General features: G+C 59.2%; 14 protein-coding genes and 1 pseudogene. 6 read left to right on the top strand and 9 right to left on the bottom strand.

Annotated elements, in window-relative coordinates:
* The first annotated feature begins 160 nt into the window (after positions 1-160).
* Positions 161-1303: a YncE family protein gene (locus AB4Y32_RS21610; RefSeq protein WP_368723294.1), complete on the top strand. Its 1143-nt coding sequence runs from the start codon at positions 161-163 to the stop codon at positions 1301-1303.
* A gap of 125 nt (positions 1304-1428) precedes the next feature.
* Here the strand turns inward: AB4Y32_RS21610 and AB4Y32_RS21605 are convergent, their stop codons facing one another.
* The 4 genes from AB4Y32_RS21605 to AB4Y32_RS21590 form a co-directional block, all read right to left on the bottom strand.
* Positions 1429-3087: an alkaline phosphatase family protein gene (locus AB4Y32_RS21605; protein WP_368723293.1), complete on the bottom strand. Its 1659-nt coding sequence runs from the start codon at positions 3085-3087 to the stop codon at positions 1429-1431.
* A gap of 242 nt (positions 3088-3329) precedes the next feature.
* Positions 3330-3488 carry a hypothetical protein gene (locus AB4Y32_RS21600; protein ID WP_162849300.1) on the bottom strand — a complete coding sequence of 53 codons (159 nt, stop codon included), beginning with the start codon at positions 3486-3488 and terminating at the stop codon, positions 3330-3332.
* A 301-nt stretch (positions 3489-3789) separates the two neighbouring features.
* Entirely contained in the window at positions 3790-4533 is a 744-nt protein-coding gene (gene phbB, locus AB4Y32_RS21595) for an acetoacetyl-CoA reductase (protein ID WP_368723292.1), read from the bottom strand.
* 361 nt (positions 4534-4894) lie between these two features.
* The gene (locus AB4Y32_RS21590) at positions 4895-5410 is read right to left on the bottom strand and encodes a Phasin protein (protein ID WP_368723291.1); all 516 of its coding nucleotides are present in this window, start codon (positions 5408-5410) and stop codon (positions 4895-4897) included.
* A 385-nt stretch (positions 5411-5795) separates the two neighbouring features.
* Here AB4Y32_RS21590 and AB4Y32_RS21585 point away from each other — a divergent pair, with 385 nt between their 5' ends.
* Complete coding sequence (locus AB4Y32_RS21585; protein WP_342933934.1) at positions 5796-6242, top strand: universal stress protein; 447 nt, start codon at positions 5796-5798, stop codon at positions 6240-6242.
* Positions 6243-6267: 25 nt separating this feature from the next.
* On the opposite strand, the gene AB4Y32_RS21580 is transcribed toward AB4Y32_RS21585, so the two are convergent.
* Both AB4Y32_RS21580 and AB4Y32_RS21575 read right to left on the bottom strand, forming a co-directional pair.
* Positions 6268-6576, bottom strand: a complete 309-nt coding sequence (locus tag AB4Y32_RS21580; protein WP_368723290.1) for a DUF1840 domain-containing protein — start codon at positions 6574-6576, stop codon at positions 6268-6270.
* Positions 6577-6855: 279 nt separating this feature from the next.
* Positions 6856-7341: a universal stress protein gene (locus tag AB4Y32_RS21575; RefSeq protein ID WP_368723289.1), complete on the bottom strand. Its 486-nt coding sequence runs from the start codon at positions 7339-7341 to the stop codon at positions 6856-6858.
* 30 nt (positions 7342-7371) lie between these two features.
* Between AB4Y32_RS21575 and AB4Y32_RS21570 the strand changes: the two genes are divergently transcribed.
* The 3 genes and pseudogenes from AB4Y32_RS21570 (at position 7372) to AB4Y32_RS21560 (ending at position 9341) form a co-directional block, all read left to right on the top strand.
* Entirely contained in the window at positions 7372-7701 is a 330-nt protein-coding gene (locus AB4Y32_RS21570) for a hypothetical protein (protein ID WP_368723288.1), read from the top strand.
* Between the two features lie 158 nt (positions 7702-7859).
* Positions 7860-8057 (top strand): annotated as a pseudogene (locus tag AB4Y32_RS21565) (isocitrate/isopropylmalate family dehydrogenase); the annotation flags it as partial.
* A 312-nt stretch (positions 8058-8369) separates the two neighbouring features.
* The gene (locus tag AB4Y32_RS21560; RefSeq protein ID WP_368723287.1) at positions 8370-9341 is read left to right on the top strand and encodes a LysR family transcriptional regulator; all 972 of its coding nucleotides are present in this window, start codon (positions 8370-8372) and stop codon (positions 9339-9341) included.
* Between the two features lie 108 nt (positions 9342-9449).
* Here the strand turns inward: AB4Y32_RS21560 and AB4Y32_RS21555 are convergent, their stop codons facing one another.
* A complete protein-coding gene (locus AB4Y32_RS21555; protein ID WP_368723286.1) occupies positions 9450-10829 on the bottom strand; it encodes an MFS transporter in 1380 nt (459 codons plus the stop codon).
* 308 nt (positions 10830-11137) lie between these two features.
* Here AB4Y32_RS21555 and AB4Y32_RS21550 point away from each other — a divergent pair, with 308 nt between their 5' ends.
* Positions 11138-11653 carry an N-acetyltransferase family protein gene (locus tag AB4Y32_RS21550; protein ID WP_368723285.1) on the top strand — a complete coding sequence of 172 codons (516 nt, stop codon included), beginning with the start codon at positions 11138-11140 and terminating at the stop codon, positions 11651-11653.
* Positions 11654-11671: 18 nt separating this feature from the next.
* On the opposite strand, the gene AB4Y32_RS21545 is transcribed toward AB4Y32_RS21550, so the two are convergent.
* Positions 11672-12523, bottom strand: coding sequence for an alpha/beta fold hydrolase (locus AB4Y32_RS21545; protein WP_368723284.1), 852 nt, complete (start codon positions 12521-12523; stop codon positions 11672-11674).
* A 118-nt stretch (positions 12524-12641) separates the two neighbouring features.
* Positions 12642-13058 (bottom strand): cupin domain-containing protein, encoded by a 417-nt coding sequence (locus AB4Y32_RS21540; RefSeq protein WP_368723283.1) that lies wholly within the window; start codon positions 13056-13058, stop codon positions 12642-12644.
* Between the last annotated feature and the right edge of the window lie 183 nt (positions 13059-13241).

Genomic DNA, 13241 nt, shown 5'->3' with positions numbered 1-13241 from the left:
CCGCATCCTTACGTCCAGATCGAGGTACGGCGATTCAGCCGCTTCAAAGACATGGATGACGTGAGCCCGCGTGTGCAATGAACCATCGAGGCGCTCCGGCAGATTTTCTGAAGCACTCAGGCGTTGACCTGCGTTTTCTGCTACTCAAAGGAGCCCACTGATGAAAAAACCGCTATTGGCCTTTCTACTCGTGGCGACGGCCGTGATCGCCGGATGCGGCGGGGGAGACAACAACTCCAACCCGACGCCGACGGCAGCGACACCCACCCCGCCCAAGCTGCTGACCAACATCGCCGTACCCAATGCATCGAGCCCGGCGTTCAGCTTCGACATCGGCTATGTGGAAGCAGGCAAATACTATCTGGCCGACCGCAACAACAAATCCGTCGATGTCGTCGATACCAAATCGAACGCGTTGATCGCGCAGATTCAAGGCGGCTTCACCGGCGTAGGCGCAACAACCGACGCGTCGGGGCCGGACGGTATCGTCGGCATCACGGGAGCGAATACGCTGTATGTCGGCGACGTGGATTCCGTGAAAATCGTCGATACGTCCGCGATGAAAACGGTCAAGACGATCGCCATCAGCACTTCGGGTTCGCGCGTCGACGAAGGCTGCTACGATCCCGACGACCATCTTGTCATGTTCGCGAGTCCCGGCGAGTCGCCGCCGTACGTGACCTTCATCTCGACGACGACGCAAGCCGTCGTGTCGAAAATGGTCTTCAACGGTTCTTCGGGACTCGAAGCTTGCACGTACGATTCGACCTCGAAGAACTTCCTGATCAATAACGATGGAACATCGGCCAATCCCGACGGCGAACTCGACGTCATTACCGCGAGTTCAGTTACATCGGGCGCGCCGATAGTCAGCAAGGCCTTCCCGCTCGGCAAGTGCGGCCCTTCGGGCATTGCACTCGGCCCGAACAGCGACGTGCTGGTCGGTTGCGATCCGTCTGCGGGAAATCCGTTGATCACGCTGATACTCGATCGCAATACGGGCGCTCAACTCGCATCGATCCCATTTGGCGGGGTCGATCAGGTGACATACGATCCTGCGTCGAATCGCTATTTCCTTCCGGCGCGTCACTATGTGACGAGCGGCACGGCTGCGTCATCGGGCTTCAGTCCGCAAATGGGCGTTATCGACGGCGCGACGCGCAAGTTGCTCTTCACGGTCGCAACGGGAACAGGCGTGCATTCGGTTGCAGTGGATAGCAACCTCGGCCAGGTCTATGTGCCTTATCAGCCTGGCGCCGCGGCATTCCCGAATGGCGGTATTTCGGTGTTCTCGACGAAGTGATCATCGAGGCGACCCCGCGCGGGTCGCCTCGATATGCAGCGGGCGCGATTACCCGCTGAAAAGAAAAAGACGTGCGGCGGACAAATCAAACAGACGCCGCACGTCAACCGGACTATCGACGATGATCAGTTGTTGGCATCGAGTCCGGGCAAGACCGGCGTGCCCTCGACCTTGACGGAGTGCAGTTCGTTTGGGTTCAGTCCCAGTGCGCGAAGAATGGTCGGCGCGACCTGCGTCGTCGTCACACGGCGTCCGATGCTCTCGCCATGAAAGTTGCCATCCGGGAACGACACGACCAGTCCGAGGTGACTGTCATCCGGCGCATTGCCGCCGTGCTCTTCGTCCTTCTTCCGACTCGACGTGTAGATCACGCCGGGATTCGGCTGCACGATGATGTCGGGCGTCCGGCCATTCGACGGATCACCGAACATCGACGCGAGGCGCGGTCCCGACAGGATGTACGCCTGCGGACCGTCGGCGCAGATGCCCGGCGCGTTGCAGCCCAGGTTCGCATTGAGCGTCGCGACGGCGGCCTGCACCTGGCTCTGATCGCGCAACCAGATGAGCCCTACGTCATCGGTTTGCACAAAGCCCGTTCCGACCAGACCCGTTCCGTCATTCAGCGCCTTGGCGTTGTTGTTCTGACCAAAGTTGCCGTTCGGATCGAGGTAGTTGTTCGCTTCGAGCAGCGCCGTCACCGTGTCGCCGTTCTTGACGAGCTTCGTATGGTCGGTCGGCGACTGCCCGTGCTTCGCCGTCACGATCATCATCGTCGAACTCGCGAGATTGCGCGCTTTCAACTCCGCGACCATCTTGCCGAGCGCGTCATCTACATAAGCGATTGCCGCCGTCACCTGCGGACCAGGCGTAAAGCTCGCATCAAGATAACCGCCGCCTGTTGCGACCGTCGCCTTTTGCGCAACGCTCAACGTCTGGAAGTTCGTGCCGAACAGAGTCGGCACAGGCGCATCGCGCTTTCCCGTCGAATCCTTGCCGTCTATTTCGTTGATGATCGAATTGAGGTGGAAGTTATCGAAGATCTCCGTGTTCTTATAGGCATCGGTATAGTCATTGCCCGTCGCCGGATTGATCGAATTGATTTCGGTGCGTGAAAGATCGTCGACACCGCGGCCGGAAGGTCCATTCAGCCAGTCGTAACCCCACGCGTGCTTGTCGGCCCATGCAGTGCGCGAGTCGCGCATGTGCTGCTTCACGACTTCGAAAATCGTATTCGTCTTGATGTAGTTATGCGGATAAACAGGCACGCACTTGTTGCCGACTTTCGCGCGCGGAATCGCATCGGGATTGAATGCGCCACCGCCGTCGAGATGAATCAGCGCCCCGCCGCCTTGCGCGTCAATACCCGTCGTCTCATCGAACACGACGTTCCAGCCTTGCTTGCCCGTGCAACCGGTATCCGCAGGCGCATACAAGGTCCGGTCGTAGGACACGTCATAGAAGAGCCCTGCCGACTTCGGCGATCCGCCCGTGACCAGCGCGGCGAGACCCGGGAATGAATCCGACAGGCCCGGCGTATAGGCATTCGTATACGTCACACCTGACTTCGCCAGCAGCGCGAGGTTCGGGCAAGTATTCGCACCGATGCATCGCGCGACGTCCTGCTCGTGCAAACCATCGACGCTGATCAGCAGCACATGCTTGATTGCCTTGCTCTGGTTGCCTTGATCATGATCTTGCGCGTTGTCCGCCTGCGCGGCCGCCGCCGGCAAAATCACCGAACCCAACAAGGCACCCGCTCCAACCCATCTGAAGAGACGATTCATTGTTCACCTCGCGTGATGTCCAGTCCAGATTACCAATCGTTACGGCAGCGGTAATGTGCACGTTCAATGCGACCTCACGATGAAGCGCGGCTTTCGTTTTGCCCTATGGTTGAGAATCGAAATCAGATTATCGAGTCAGGAATTTGTCTTTGATTTGCGTCCGCATTCGCAGCGATTCGTGAATTTCACGTCATCGCACGAATGCGGTTGAAGTACCTGGCAAACCAGAACAGAGAACCGGCTTACCTCCGCACGCGCGAAAAACGACACCAGCTATGATGGTCGAGATTCTTCAGTAATTCCGCGCGCAATCGCTCGCGACGGTAGTGCTGCACCATCGACAGCAACGCAAACAGCAGCACGGACGCGCCTAGCGCGATTGCAATCCATGTTTCGTTCATTGCTATCCCCTGTAGCAAACACTCTTGCAGTACTTCGCCACACGATCAAAGCGGGCATTGACCCGACTTTGGACAGTTAGCGGCGTTCGTACACTGCTCGAATACGAGTTCGCGGTATCGGCCCGCGTCGCGATCTGCGGGTGTCCGAGGCCCGAAAGTCCGGTTCACGACGACGACGCGATTCGTGCACCGGCATTGATACAGCTGTTGTTTTGTCTCCACCACTTCTTCCTTCTTGATAGGCCCTCGGTGCGCTTTCTTCGCATTAGCCGGGGCCTTTGCTCTAATTGTGTTCTTTCGCTCAGTTCATATGCTGGCCGCCATTCACGGCCAGATTTGCACCCGTGATGAATCCTGCGTCGTCCGAGCAGAGGAACGCGACGAGCGCGGCCACTTCTTCCGGCTTGCCGAGACGGCCAGCGGGAATTTGCGGCAGGATTTTCGTGTCGAGGACGTCCTGTGGAATGGCCGTGACCATCTTCGTCGCAAGGTAGCCGGGCGAAATCGTGTTGACGGTCACGCCCTTGCGCGCCACTTCGAGCGCCAGCGACTTCGTGAAGCCGTGCATGCCCGCCTTCGCCGCTGCGTAGTTGGTCTGCCCGACCGAGCCCTTCGAGCCATTCACCGAAGAAATGTTGATCACGCGTCCCCAGCCGCGCTCCACCATCATTTCGCACAGCGGCTTCGTCATGTTGAAGACGGAATCGAGATTTGTGCGCATGACGGCGTCCCAGTTCACTTTGTCGAGCTTGCGCAGGGTCATGTCGCGCGTAATGCCGGCATTGTTCACGAGGATATCGACGGGACCGATCTCTGCCGTGATCTTCGCGACGCACTTATGGCACGAGTCATAGTCGGCGACATCGACGGGAACGGCATAAAATGCGCGGCCAGCCTTTTCCATTGCAGCAAGCCACTCGTCCGCACCCTTGTTGGTCGGCGAATACGTAACGATCACGCGATAGCCGGCGTCGTGCAGACGAATACTGATGGCCTCGCCAAGACCGCCCATACCGCCCGTTACCAAAGCAATTCGATTAGTCATCCTTTGCACCTATCAGACATTCATTGCGAAACTTCCCGATCGTCAATGACTGGTTCGCATTTGCAGCCGTTGACTGGTCTCCCCGACTGATCCTTTTATTCCGGCCGTTCGCTTTGCGTTGGCCTGCGCGCTTCGCTGTTCATTGCGACGTCGCGTGTCGGTGGTTGCTGCGGCGTGAGCCGCGCGCATCGGTTGATTCCACAGGGCCCATCGAGTCGTTTCCGGCTCGCGGACCTGCTTCTGATACCTGCTTCTGGTAATTCGCAATCAAACTGCACTGCGTGAATACGCAATACATGGTTCGTGTGTCATGCAGGCGACACAGCGTGCATTGCGCAAAGCAATGCCGGGATTCATAGTATTAATCGACAACCGCCTTGCGGGCACGGGCGGCAGGCACGGGACTGTCGGCGCGCGCTGCCGCGATCGCCTGTTCGGTTTCCTGCCGTGCAGCCGTTTCGAGATTCGGCACGGCGGACAGCATCGTCTGGAATACCGACGTCAGCGGCGCCGAAGCCGCATTGGCGCGGCACTGAAACGTTTCCATGATGGACCGCGTGAGTACTTCATTCTTTTCGGCCTGCGCGTGCGCAACGTCCTGCAGCCTTTCATTCAGGCGCGAAAAGATCCGGCCCAGTTCAGTGCTGTAGTCCGCAAATAGTCTTACCAGCTCGCCCGCATTCCATTGGACCGCGGTGTGAGAATTGCCGATCGTGCTCAGGCTTTTCAGTGCCTCGTCGTTCACGGCGCTGATCGTGCGCAGATTGAGTTCCGCGACCGATTGCAGTTCCTGAACGACAGGATTGGCCCACGCGTTGAGAGCGGAGATTCCCAACTCCCACGCCGAAATGACACCTTCGGAATTCCGAATGCTCATTGAAAAGACTCCATTAGTATTACTAAGTCCTTGAATGTCGCATGCACAGCGGGGCCGCGCTGCGTTATGCGATTCAGATGAGTGTTCGTAATTAAGCGCTTGCTTGTGCGAAGCACCATTAGAACCCACATTCTAAACACATCATTTGACAATTTTTCAACAGTCTTGTCGGTAGTTACCCTGGGTTGTCGCCTGGGGATTTCCACATGTTTCCACGATCGAACCCCAAAGCGCATCGTTTGCGCGCAGGCGCACAGCACCCATTTACATCACAGCGTGACATATAATCGAAACAGCGGACGAGGTTGGTCTCACGCCGAAGAAAGACAACGTCAGCGGTATCGAAAGTGACTTTCGAATGGCCCGCGAGTGAGGGAGTGTCAAAGTGATCCCGTTCAAACGCATTCTGCTTTGCTACGACGGAACGCCCGAAGGACGCCGTGCGCTTCGCAGTGGAGCGGCGCTTGCGCATCAGCTCGGAGCCGAAACGCATCTGCTTTCGGTCGTGGATTCGTCGTGGTGGTCGAGCGGGTACGACGTTCTTTCTTCGATGGCCTTCGAAATCGACGAGCAGGCAGCACGCAGCGTCTTGAGCGACGGTATCGAGCGGTTATCGGCGTGCGGCGTGAACGCGACGGGACATTTCTGCGTGGGCGACCCCGTTGATCGTATTGCGACAATGGCCGACAAGCTTCGCGCCGACCTCATCGTCATCGGACATCATCACCTCGGACCTTTCGCGCGCTGGTGGACGGGCGAGCGGCATGCACAACTGCTGGATCGCGTCGGTTGCGGAATTCTCTTCGAGGTTTCGCCGGATAGCGCGCCGTAAATCGTCACGGAGCGCACAACAGACGCTACAACCCCCAGAGAATATCGGCGTCCTGCCGCTTTGCTTCGCGCAGCATGTCGAGGAACGGCCATGCGCGCTGTGAGAGACCCGACTTCTGATGATCGGCATGGGATGCCGGCGTTTCGTAGACCGTACCGGACTGAGCATCGTCTTCGATTGCAGCTTCGAGACGCCGGATCGCTGCCGGCAAATCGTCATGCACGATCACGCCCTGACGGTCGAGACGCTTGCCGATCAACCCGAGCAGGTACTGCGCGAGGTCGCGAAGCATGACGACATCGGGTGTCGCTGGTGACTGAAAGGTGACGAGCAAGGCTACTCCCCTGTAGAAAAAGCAGGGCCTTCGTAGCGGTTGCCCTGATGCGGAGACTGCTCTCTTCTCCTGGAGGTAGCTGGATCTTGCCGTGCGGACTATTCTCGTCCGTACCGACAGCAAATCTCTCTCACTCGACAGCCGCTCGAAGGCTTCAATTCATTTTATATCATGTTGTGATCCATTCAAGCGGGAATGGATATGACGCTTCAAAGCCCGTCCGCTGACCAGACGTATGTATGCGGCGAAAAGCCGAATATCGAGGTGTGGGCGTTGCGCTCAGAAGAACGAGGCGTCTTCCGTCGAACGTTGTTCGCTCTTTGCGCGACGCTTCTTCACCGACGCCGGATCGCGCACGATCGTCACCGCACAGGGCGCATAGGCGAGCACCTGACGCGCGACGGAGCCGATTAGCCAGCGGTCGAACGGCGTATGTCCGCGATGACCGACGACGAGATGATCGATACCGTGCTGCTCCGTGTAGAGCACGATTTCCTTTGCCGGCTGCCCGACCACGAGATCGAACTCGGCATGGTCGCCGGAGGACGCGAGCTTCGCCTTGATCTCGTCGAGCACTTCGTTGGCATGGCGCAGCTCGTAGTCGATCATCTCCTTTCTTTCCAGCTCTATCGCACCCCAGTCGGGCGCGCGCGCCACGACGAGAACGTGCAACCGCGCGTCGAAGCGCTTCGCGAGATCGACCGCGAAAGCGACGGCATGTCGCGCGGATGGCGACCCGTCATAGCCTACGAGTACGTTCTGCATGATCTGCTCCCTTCGTGTTCGAACCGTGAGATGCGTCGATCGATCAACAACCGTTCGTCGATTCCCGGCAAGCGCTTGATGTTCTCCATGGCTTGCCACATGACTCTTTTGCGGAAGGTGTCGACGCTTGCGGCCGGATCAGTTGTCGTCGCTTCGGCTCGGAAGATGCTCGTGCGGCTCGGGCTCTGCGGCGTCGGCATCGACTCGATCGTCGTTTGCGTTTTTCGCCGGAGCGTGTGCGGCCGCTTTGCGCTTCGTGCCGGTTGGCGGCTTCGTGCCCATTTGGGGCTGCGCGGGGTCGAGAGGCTTGTCAGTCGGCTCAGAGGACGGCTTGGAGGGCATGGCGTGCTCCTGCGCTGATGAATGCTGTCACTACCATGATAGGACGCATTGAAGCCACCGGTTACACGCGATTTGCGGCAGTGCGCAAATGGTGAATCGAAGAGACTAATCGCTCTTGCTCATATCGCCGGATCGAACCCGATCCATTCCCACCCATTCCCAACGAGGACACATCTATGACCCGCAACTACCGCATCGCAGTGATTCCCGGCGACGGCATCGGCGCGGAAGTAATGCCCGAAGCGTTGCGCGCACTCGATGTCGTCTGCAAGCGCGATGGTATCGGCCTCACGTATCAGCACATCGAGTGGGCCAGTTGCAATTACTACGCTCAGCACGGCCAGATGATGCCGGACGACTGGAAGGCGCAGCTGCGCAACGGAACGCGAAGCGCACGATGCGAGCCTCGCCGCCATCGAAGCCGTGCTCAAGGACGGCCCGCATACGGGCGATCTCGGCGGCAAGGCCAGCACGGCGGAAGTGGGCGCCGCGATTGCGCACTCGCTTGCGTGATTGCACCCGATTGAACTACCTCCGCGCGCGAGCGCTCTTATGACAGAGGACGCGCGCCGGGAAAATCGATTCGCGGCGGCGAATTCATCGACGCGCGATCGCTCGCCGCAGCAGCCGGCGAGCGCATCGCGACAGCGATTTCCAACTCGATGGATCAGGCATTACATCAGGTCATGCCAAGCCTTCGCAAGAAACTGCCCAGTGCCAATGCGCTGTTCGTGTTCGAAGCGGCCGCCCGCTGCCGCAACTTCACGCGCGCCGCGCAGGAACTCGATGTGAGTCAGCCGGCCGTGAGCCGCATGCTCGCGCGCATGGAGGACCACATCGGCGTGCGCCTGTTCGAACGCGTGCGCGGCGGCATCGAACTGACCGAGAGCGGCAAGGTTCTGTATCGCGCGATTTCGGAAGGCTTCGATGGCATCGAAAACGCAATACGCGAAATCGAGGCCCACGCGACGGGTGTCGAGCCGGTCATGCTATCCGTATCGACGGGCTTCGCAACGCACTGGCTGATGCCGCGCATGGGCCGTGTGAAGCAGGCTTTCCCTCACATCGATTTGCGGTTTCAACTGATTTCCGGGCATAACGACGAGCCGCTCAATGACGTGGATCTGGGCATGCGTTTTCTGTACGACAGCGAGATCGACGAGAACGCGGTGTTCGTGATGCCGGAAACGTTGCTGCCCGTTTGTAATCAGCGTTATCTCGACACGGTTCGTTCAGACGCGGGCCGCGCGCAAGGCGACACGCTGATTGTAACGGACGACGAACAGCACGGCTGGCACGAACGCTTTAGCGCGTTCATCGGAAATGGGCGACGTGTCGCGGGCACACTGAGCTTCACCGATTACGCGAGCGCCGTGCATGCTGCGCTGCTTGGCCAGGGCATCGCGCTCGGCAAACTGGATGCCGTGTCGCATTGGCTCGCTCAAGGCGCTTTAGTGCCCGCCGAGCACGAAGTGATCGTGACGAATTGGCGTTGCTGTCTCCTCACGCCGGCCGACAAACCGTTGCGGCAGATCGTTGCCAACCTGCGCGACTGGCTCGTTGAAGAGACGCGCAACGATATGCGCATCGTCGCGAAGAAATACCCGAAGCTCGGCTTGCAGGAAGCGATGAAGCAGACAGGGTTGAAGTTTGGCTAAGTGACGGTGTCTATCGGCGCGGATGCGAGCGAGCGTATGTTCGAGCCAAACCCGAAATGCCCGCAAGCAGTCGAACTGAAATTCGCGCACTTGCGGGCATTCAGAAGATCACTTCAACTGCACTCGCTTGATTTCACCCACGATCAGCAGATAACTCACGATCGCAACCAGCGCATTGCAAGCTACGAACACGAGTGCGCCACTAAACGATCCCGTCAGCTTGACAATGTAGCCGATGACGATCGGCGTGGTGATCGCGGCGATGTTGCCGAACGTGTTGAACATACCGCCGCTCAGACCGGCAATCTGCTTCGGCGATGTGTCCGCGACAACGGCCCATCCGAGCGCGCCCAGCCCCTTGCCGAAGAATGCGAACGCCATGATCGCCACGACGACGGCCGACGAATCGACATAGTTGCACGCGATCATGCTCGTCGACAGCAACATACCCACCACGATCGGCACCTTGCGCGCGACGGTCAGCGAACATCCCTTGCGAATCAGGAAATCGGAAAAGATTCCGCCAAGCACGCCGCCGATGAATCCGCACACGGCAGGCAAAGCGGCCACGAAACCCGCATTGAGAATCGACATGCCGCGCTCTTTGACGAGATATACAGGGAACCAGGTCAGGAAGAAATACGTGAGCGTCGTAATGCAGTACTGGCCGATATAAACGCCGAGCAGCATCCGGTTGCACAGCAACTGCTTGACGTATGACCACTTCGGCGCTTCGTCCGTGGATTGCGCAGCGAAGTTCGAATCGCGCGTTGCCGCTTCGTCGGCGACGTTGCGCTTCTTCGGCCCATCCATATCGACGAGCGCGCCGCCCTCCTTGATGTGGTCGAGTTCTGCGCGGCTGATGCGCGGATGATCTTTGGGACCGTAGACCGTCTTCATCCACGCAATGCTCACGACAATGCCCACTGCGCCCATGAAATAGAAGACATACGGCCAGCCGAAGCGATGCGTGACCCAGCCCATGATCGGCGCGAACAACACCGTCGCAAAGTACTGCGCGGAATTGAAGATCGCAGAAGCCGTGCCGCGCTCGGCAGCGGGAAACCATGCGGCCACGATGCGGCCATTGGCCGGAAACGACGGCGCTTCACTCAAGCCGACAAGAAAGCGCAGCGCAAACAGCGTGCTGACCGCAAGCGAAACGCTCAGGTAAGTGACCGTGCCCTGCAATACGGTGAACAGCGACCAGATGAAAATGCTCGCCGCGTACACCCGTTTCGATCCGAAGCGGTCAAGCAGCCAACCGCCCGGCAATTGACCGATCACATACGACCAGCCGAACGCGGAAAAGATGAAGCCCATGGCCACCGCGTCAAGACCGAGATCTTTCGACATCGCGGTGCCCGCCATCGAAAGCGTCGCGCGGTCCGCATAGTTGACGGCCGTGACAAGGAACAGCATCGCGACGATACCGTAGCGGATTCGCGTCTTTTGTCCCACGGACACGCCTTGCACAACGTTGGCCATGAATCGTCTCCTCCTGACGCACCGGCGTTCTGCCGGCAAGATTAGCAACCGCGCATGAAAGCACATGCTCATAGGTTGTCTGACGACAGAATGAAGTGGCACAACGGATTTTGCAACAACGCGTTTACCCTGAGCATCTTTCTCAAAGGCGGTTCTCGTAGGCAAACACGCGCGCCTAGCACGTCATCGAGTGCGCGATCAAGAGTTTTGAGAAGTGGTCGCAGACGTATGTTATACGACGACATATATCGCCGAATTTCGGGAGACATTCGCAGCTGAACCGCAGGTCCGTGCCTTAAAATCGCGCGATGAACCGAGTTCGCCCTCACATTCGCCCCCTGCGTGCGAGCGATGCAGTCGCCTACGCGTCGCTGCGACTGTGCGCCATTGACGAAGCGCCTCAAGCGTTCGCGTCCACGCGCGAAGAAGAGGGAAAGCGCTCTATCAATGAAATCGAGGCGCGTATCTGTTCGACGGCTAACCAGATCGTGTTTGGCGCCTTCGACGGCGACACGCTCATCGCCGTGGCGGGACTCAGGCGCTATCCGTTGCGTCCCGCGCAGCAAAAGGGCTTTCTGTGGGGTTTGTTCGTCGTGCACGCGCATCGCAGGAGCGGCATCGCGCGGCAACTGATCGCCGCGGCCGTCGATCACGCGCGCGCAATGGGCCTGACCCATATCGCGCTGAATACGGACGCTGAAAACGCCGGCGCAATCGCGCTCTACAAATCGACGGGATTCGAAGCCGTGGAGAACGAGACTTGCGTCGACGGAATCGACGACGATACGGATCGCGAAGTCGAGATGATGCTGCGGCTCAAATGAGCGAGCCTGGTGCGGCCATCAATGGCCGATAAATGAACTGAGCATCCGGTTAAACGCAGCCGGACTGGCGACGTTCATGCCGTGCGATGCGCCCGCAATCGTTCCCCGGTCCGCGAGATAGATCCACTCTTGAAGACTGTCGACGTTATTGCGAAACATGCGCGGGCTCTTTTGCCCATCGACGAGCAGCGTGCGGCACTTCACTTCCGACGCCGCATCGCGTGAATAGGCAGGCAGTGGATCGCGAAACTGCTTGGGCAGCGTGCTCGCGTTGTCGAGCGCCATCGTGCGAAAAGCGGACGTGCTCTTTTTCCATGCACCGGGCGTGCTGACGGAATCGACGAACAGTTCGAGTCCCGGCTCGACGATACCCTCTTCGATCATGCCCGCGACTTTCGCGCGCAAAGCGTTCGTGGCAGCGGGCAGCGACGCTTCGCGCACGCCGTCGTTTTGCAGCGGACCGCCCGGATCGGCGAGCGTCAGCGTTTTGACGAGACGCGGATATTCGCGCGCCAGATGAAATGCGATGCACCCGCCTCGCGAGTGACCCACCACATGAACGGGCGCGAGATCCAGCGCGTCGATGAACTCCGCCAGCTCGGCGACATGAGCGTGCCAGCTGAAGTCGTCCTGAATGCACGCGTCGGCAGCGGGCCAATAGTGGCTAAGGCTCGGAGCGATGCAACGAAAACGCGCGGAGAGCGGCGCAATCTGCGCGTCCCAGTAACGGTAGTCGCACAGCGATCCGTGGACGAATACCACGGGCTCACCCGCACCGCGTTCGATGTACGGAATGCAGATGCCCGATGCGACATTCGCGAAGCTCAGTTGGGGATTGGCCAGCAACGCGTGGTCGGTTCGCATGTTCATGGCAGTCACAATCTCGGGTAGGTCGTCGTGTGACTACTATGCCGCAATCGCGGGCGTAAGAAAAACGCGTAATCCGCATCGAATCGTTCAGGTTTTCTGATACCTGCCGAACGCACTGCTACGACGCGCTGGACGGATCGTAGGGCATCACTTGCTCGTGCTCTTCAGGGTGATTGCGCGCCACGATCGCGCGAGCCGGCGTCGTCGTACTAAGATTGAAAGGCTGATGCGGCACGCCGGGCGGAATGAAGAGAAAGTCCCCGGCTTCCGTCACGACCGACTGACGCAAGCCCGGCCCATAACGGGTCTCTACACGCCCTTCCAGAACATAGATTCCCGTTTCGTAGCCGCTGTGAATGTGCGGCTCGGCGTGTCCGCCGGGCGGCACCACGACGAGGTACATCGACAACGCCTGCGCGCCCGTCGTTGTGGCCGAGATGCCCACGAAATACGGCAGGCGCTGACTCGTTGCGATCTCCCTGTCGGGATGCACCACGACGAGCGGCGCCAATTCGCCTTGCGATTCGACTTTCATGCGCGATCCTCCCCGGTTCCGTGGAATGGGCGCGTATTGAATGACAAGCCGCATTCAACGCGATTCGATTCTACGCTGATGCGTTACCGCGTCAGCATCGGTGAAAGGGTTTGGCGACTGCAACGTTGCGCCTGTAACAACCGCAGAGCATCATGAAACGCGCACGCGCGAGCGCAGACTTCG

Source organism: Paraburkholderia phymatum (genome assembly GCF_040965635.1).
GTDB classification, from domain to species: domain Bacteria; phylum Pseudomonadota; class Gammaproteobacteria; order Burkholderiales; family Burkholderiaceae; genus Paraburkholderia; species Paraburkholderia phymatum_B.
Note: the sequence above shows the minus strand (reverse complement) of the source record. Positions and strands in the feature narration are given on the sequence as shown.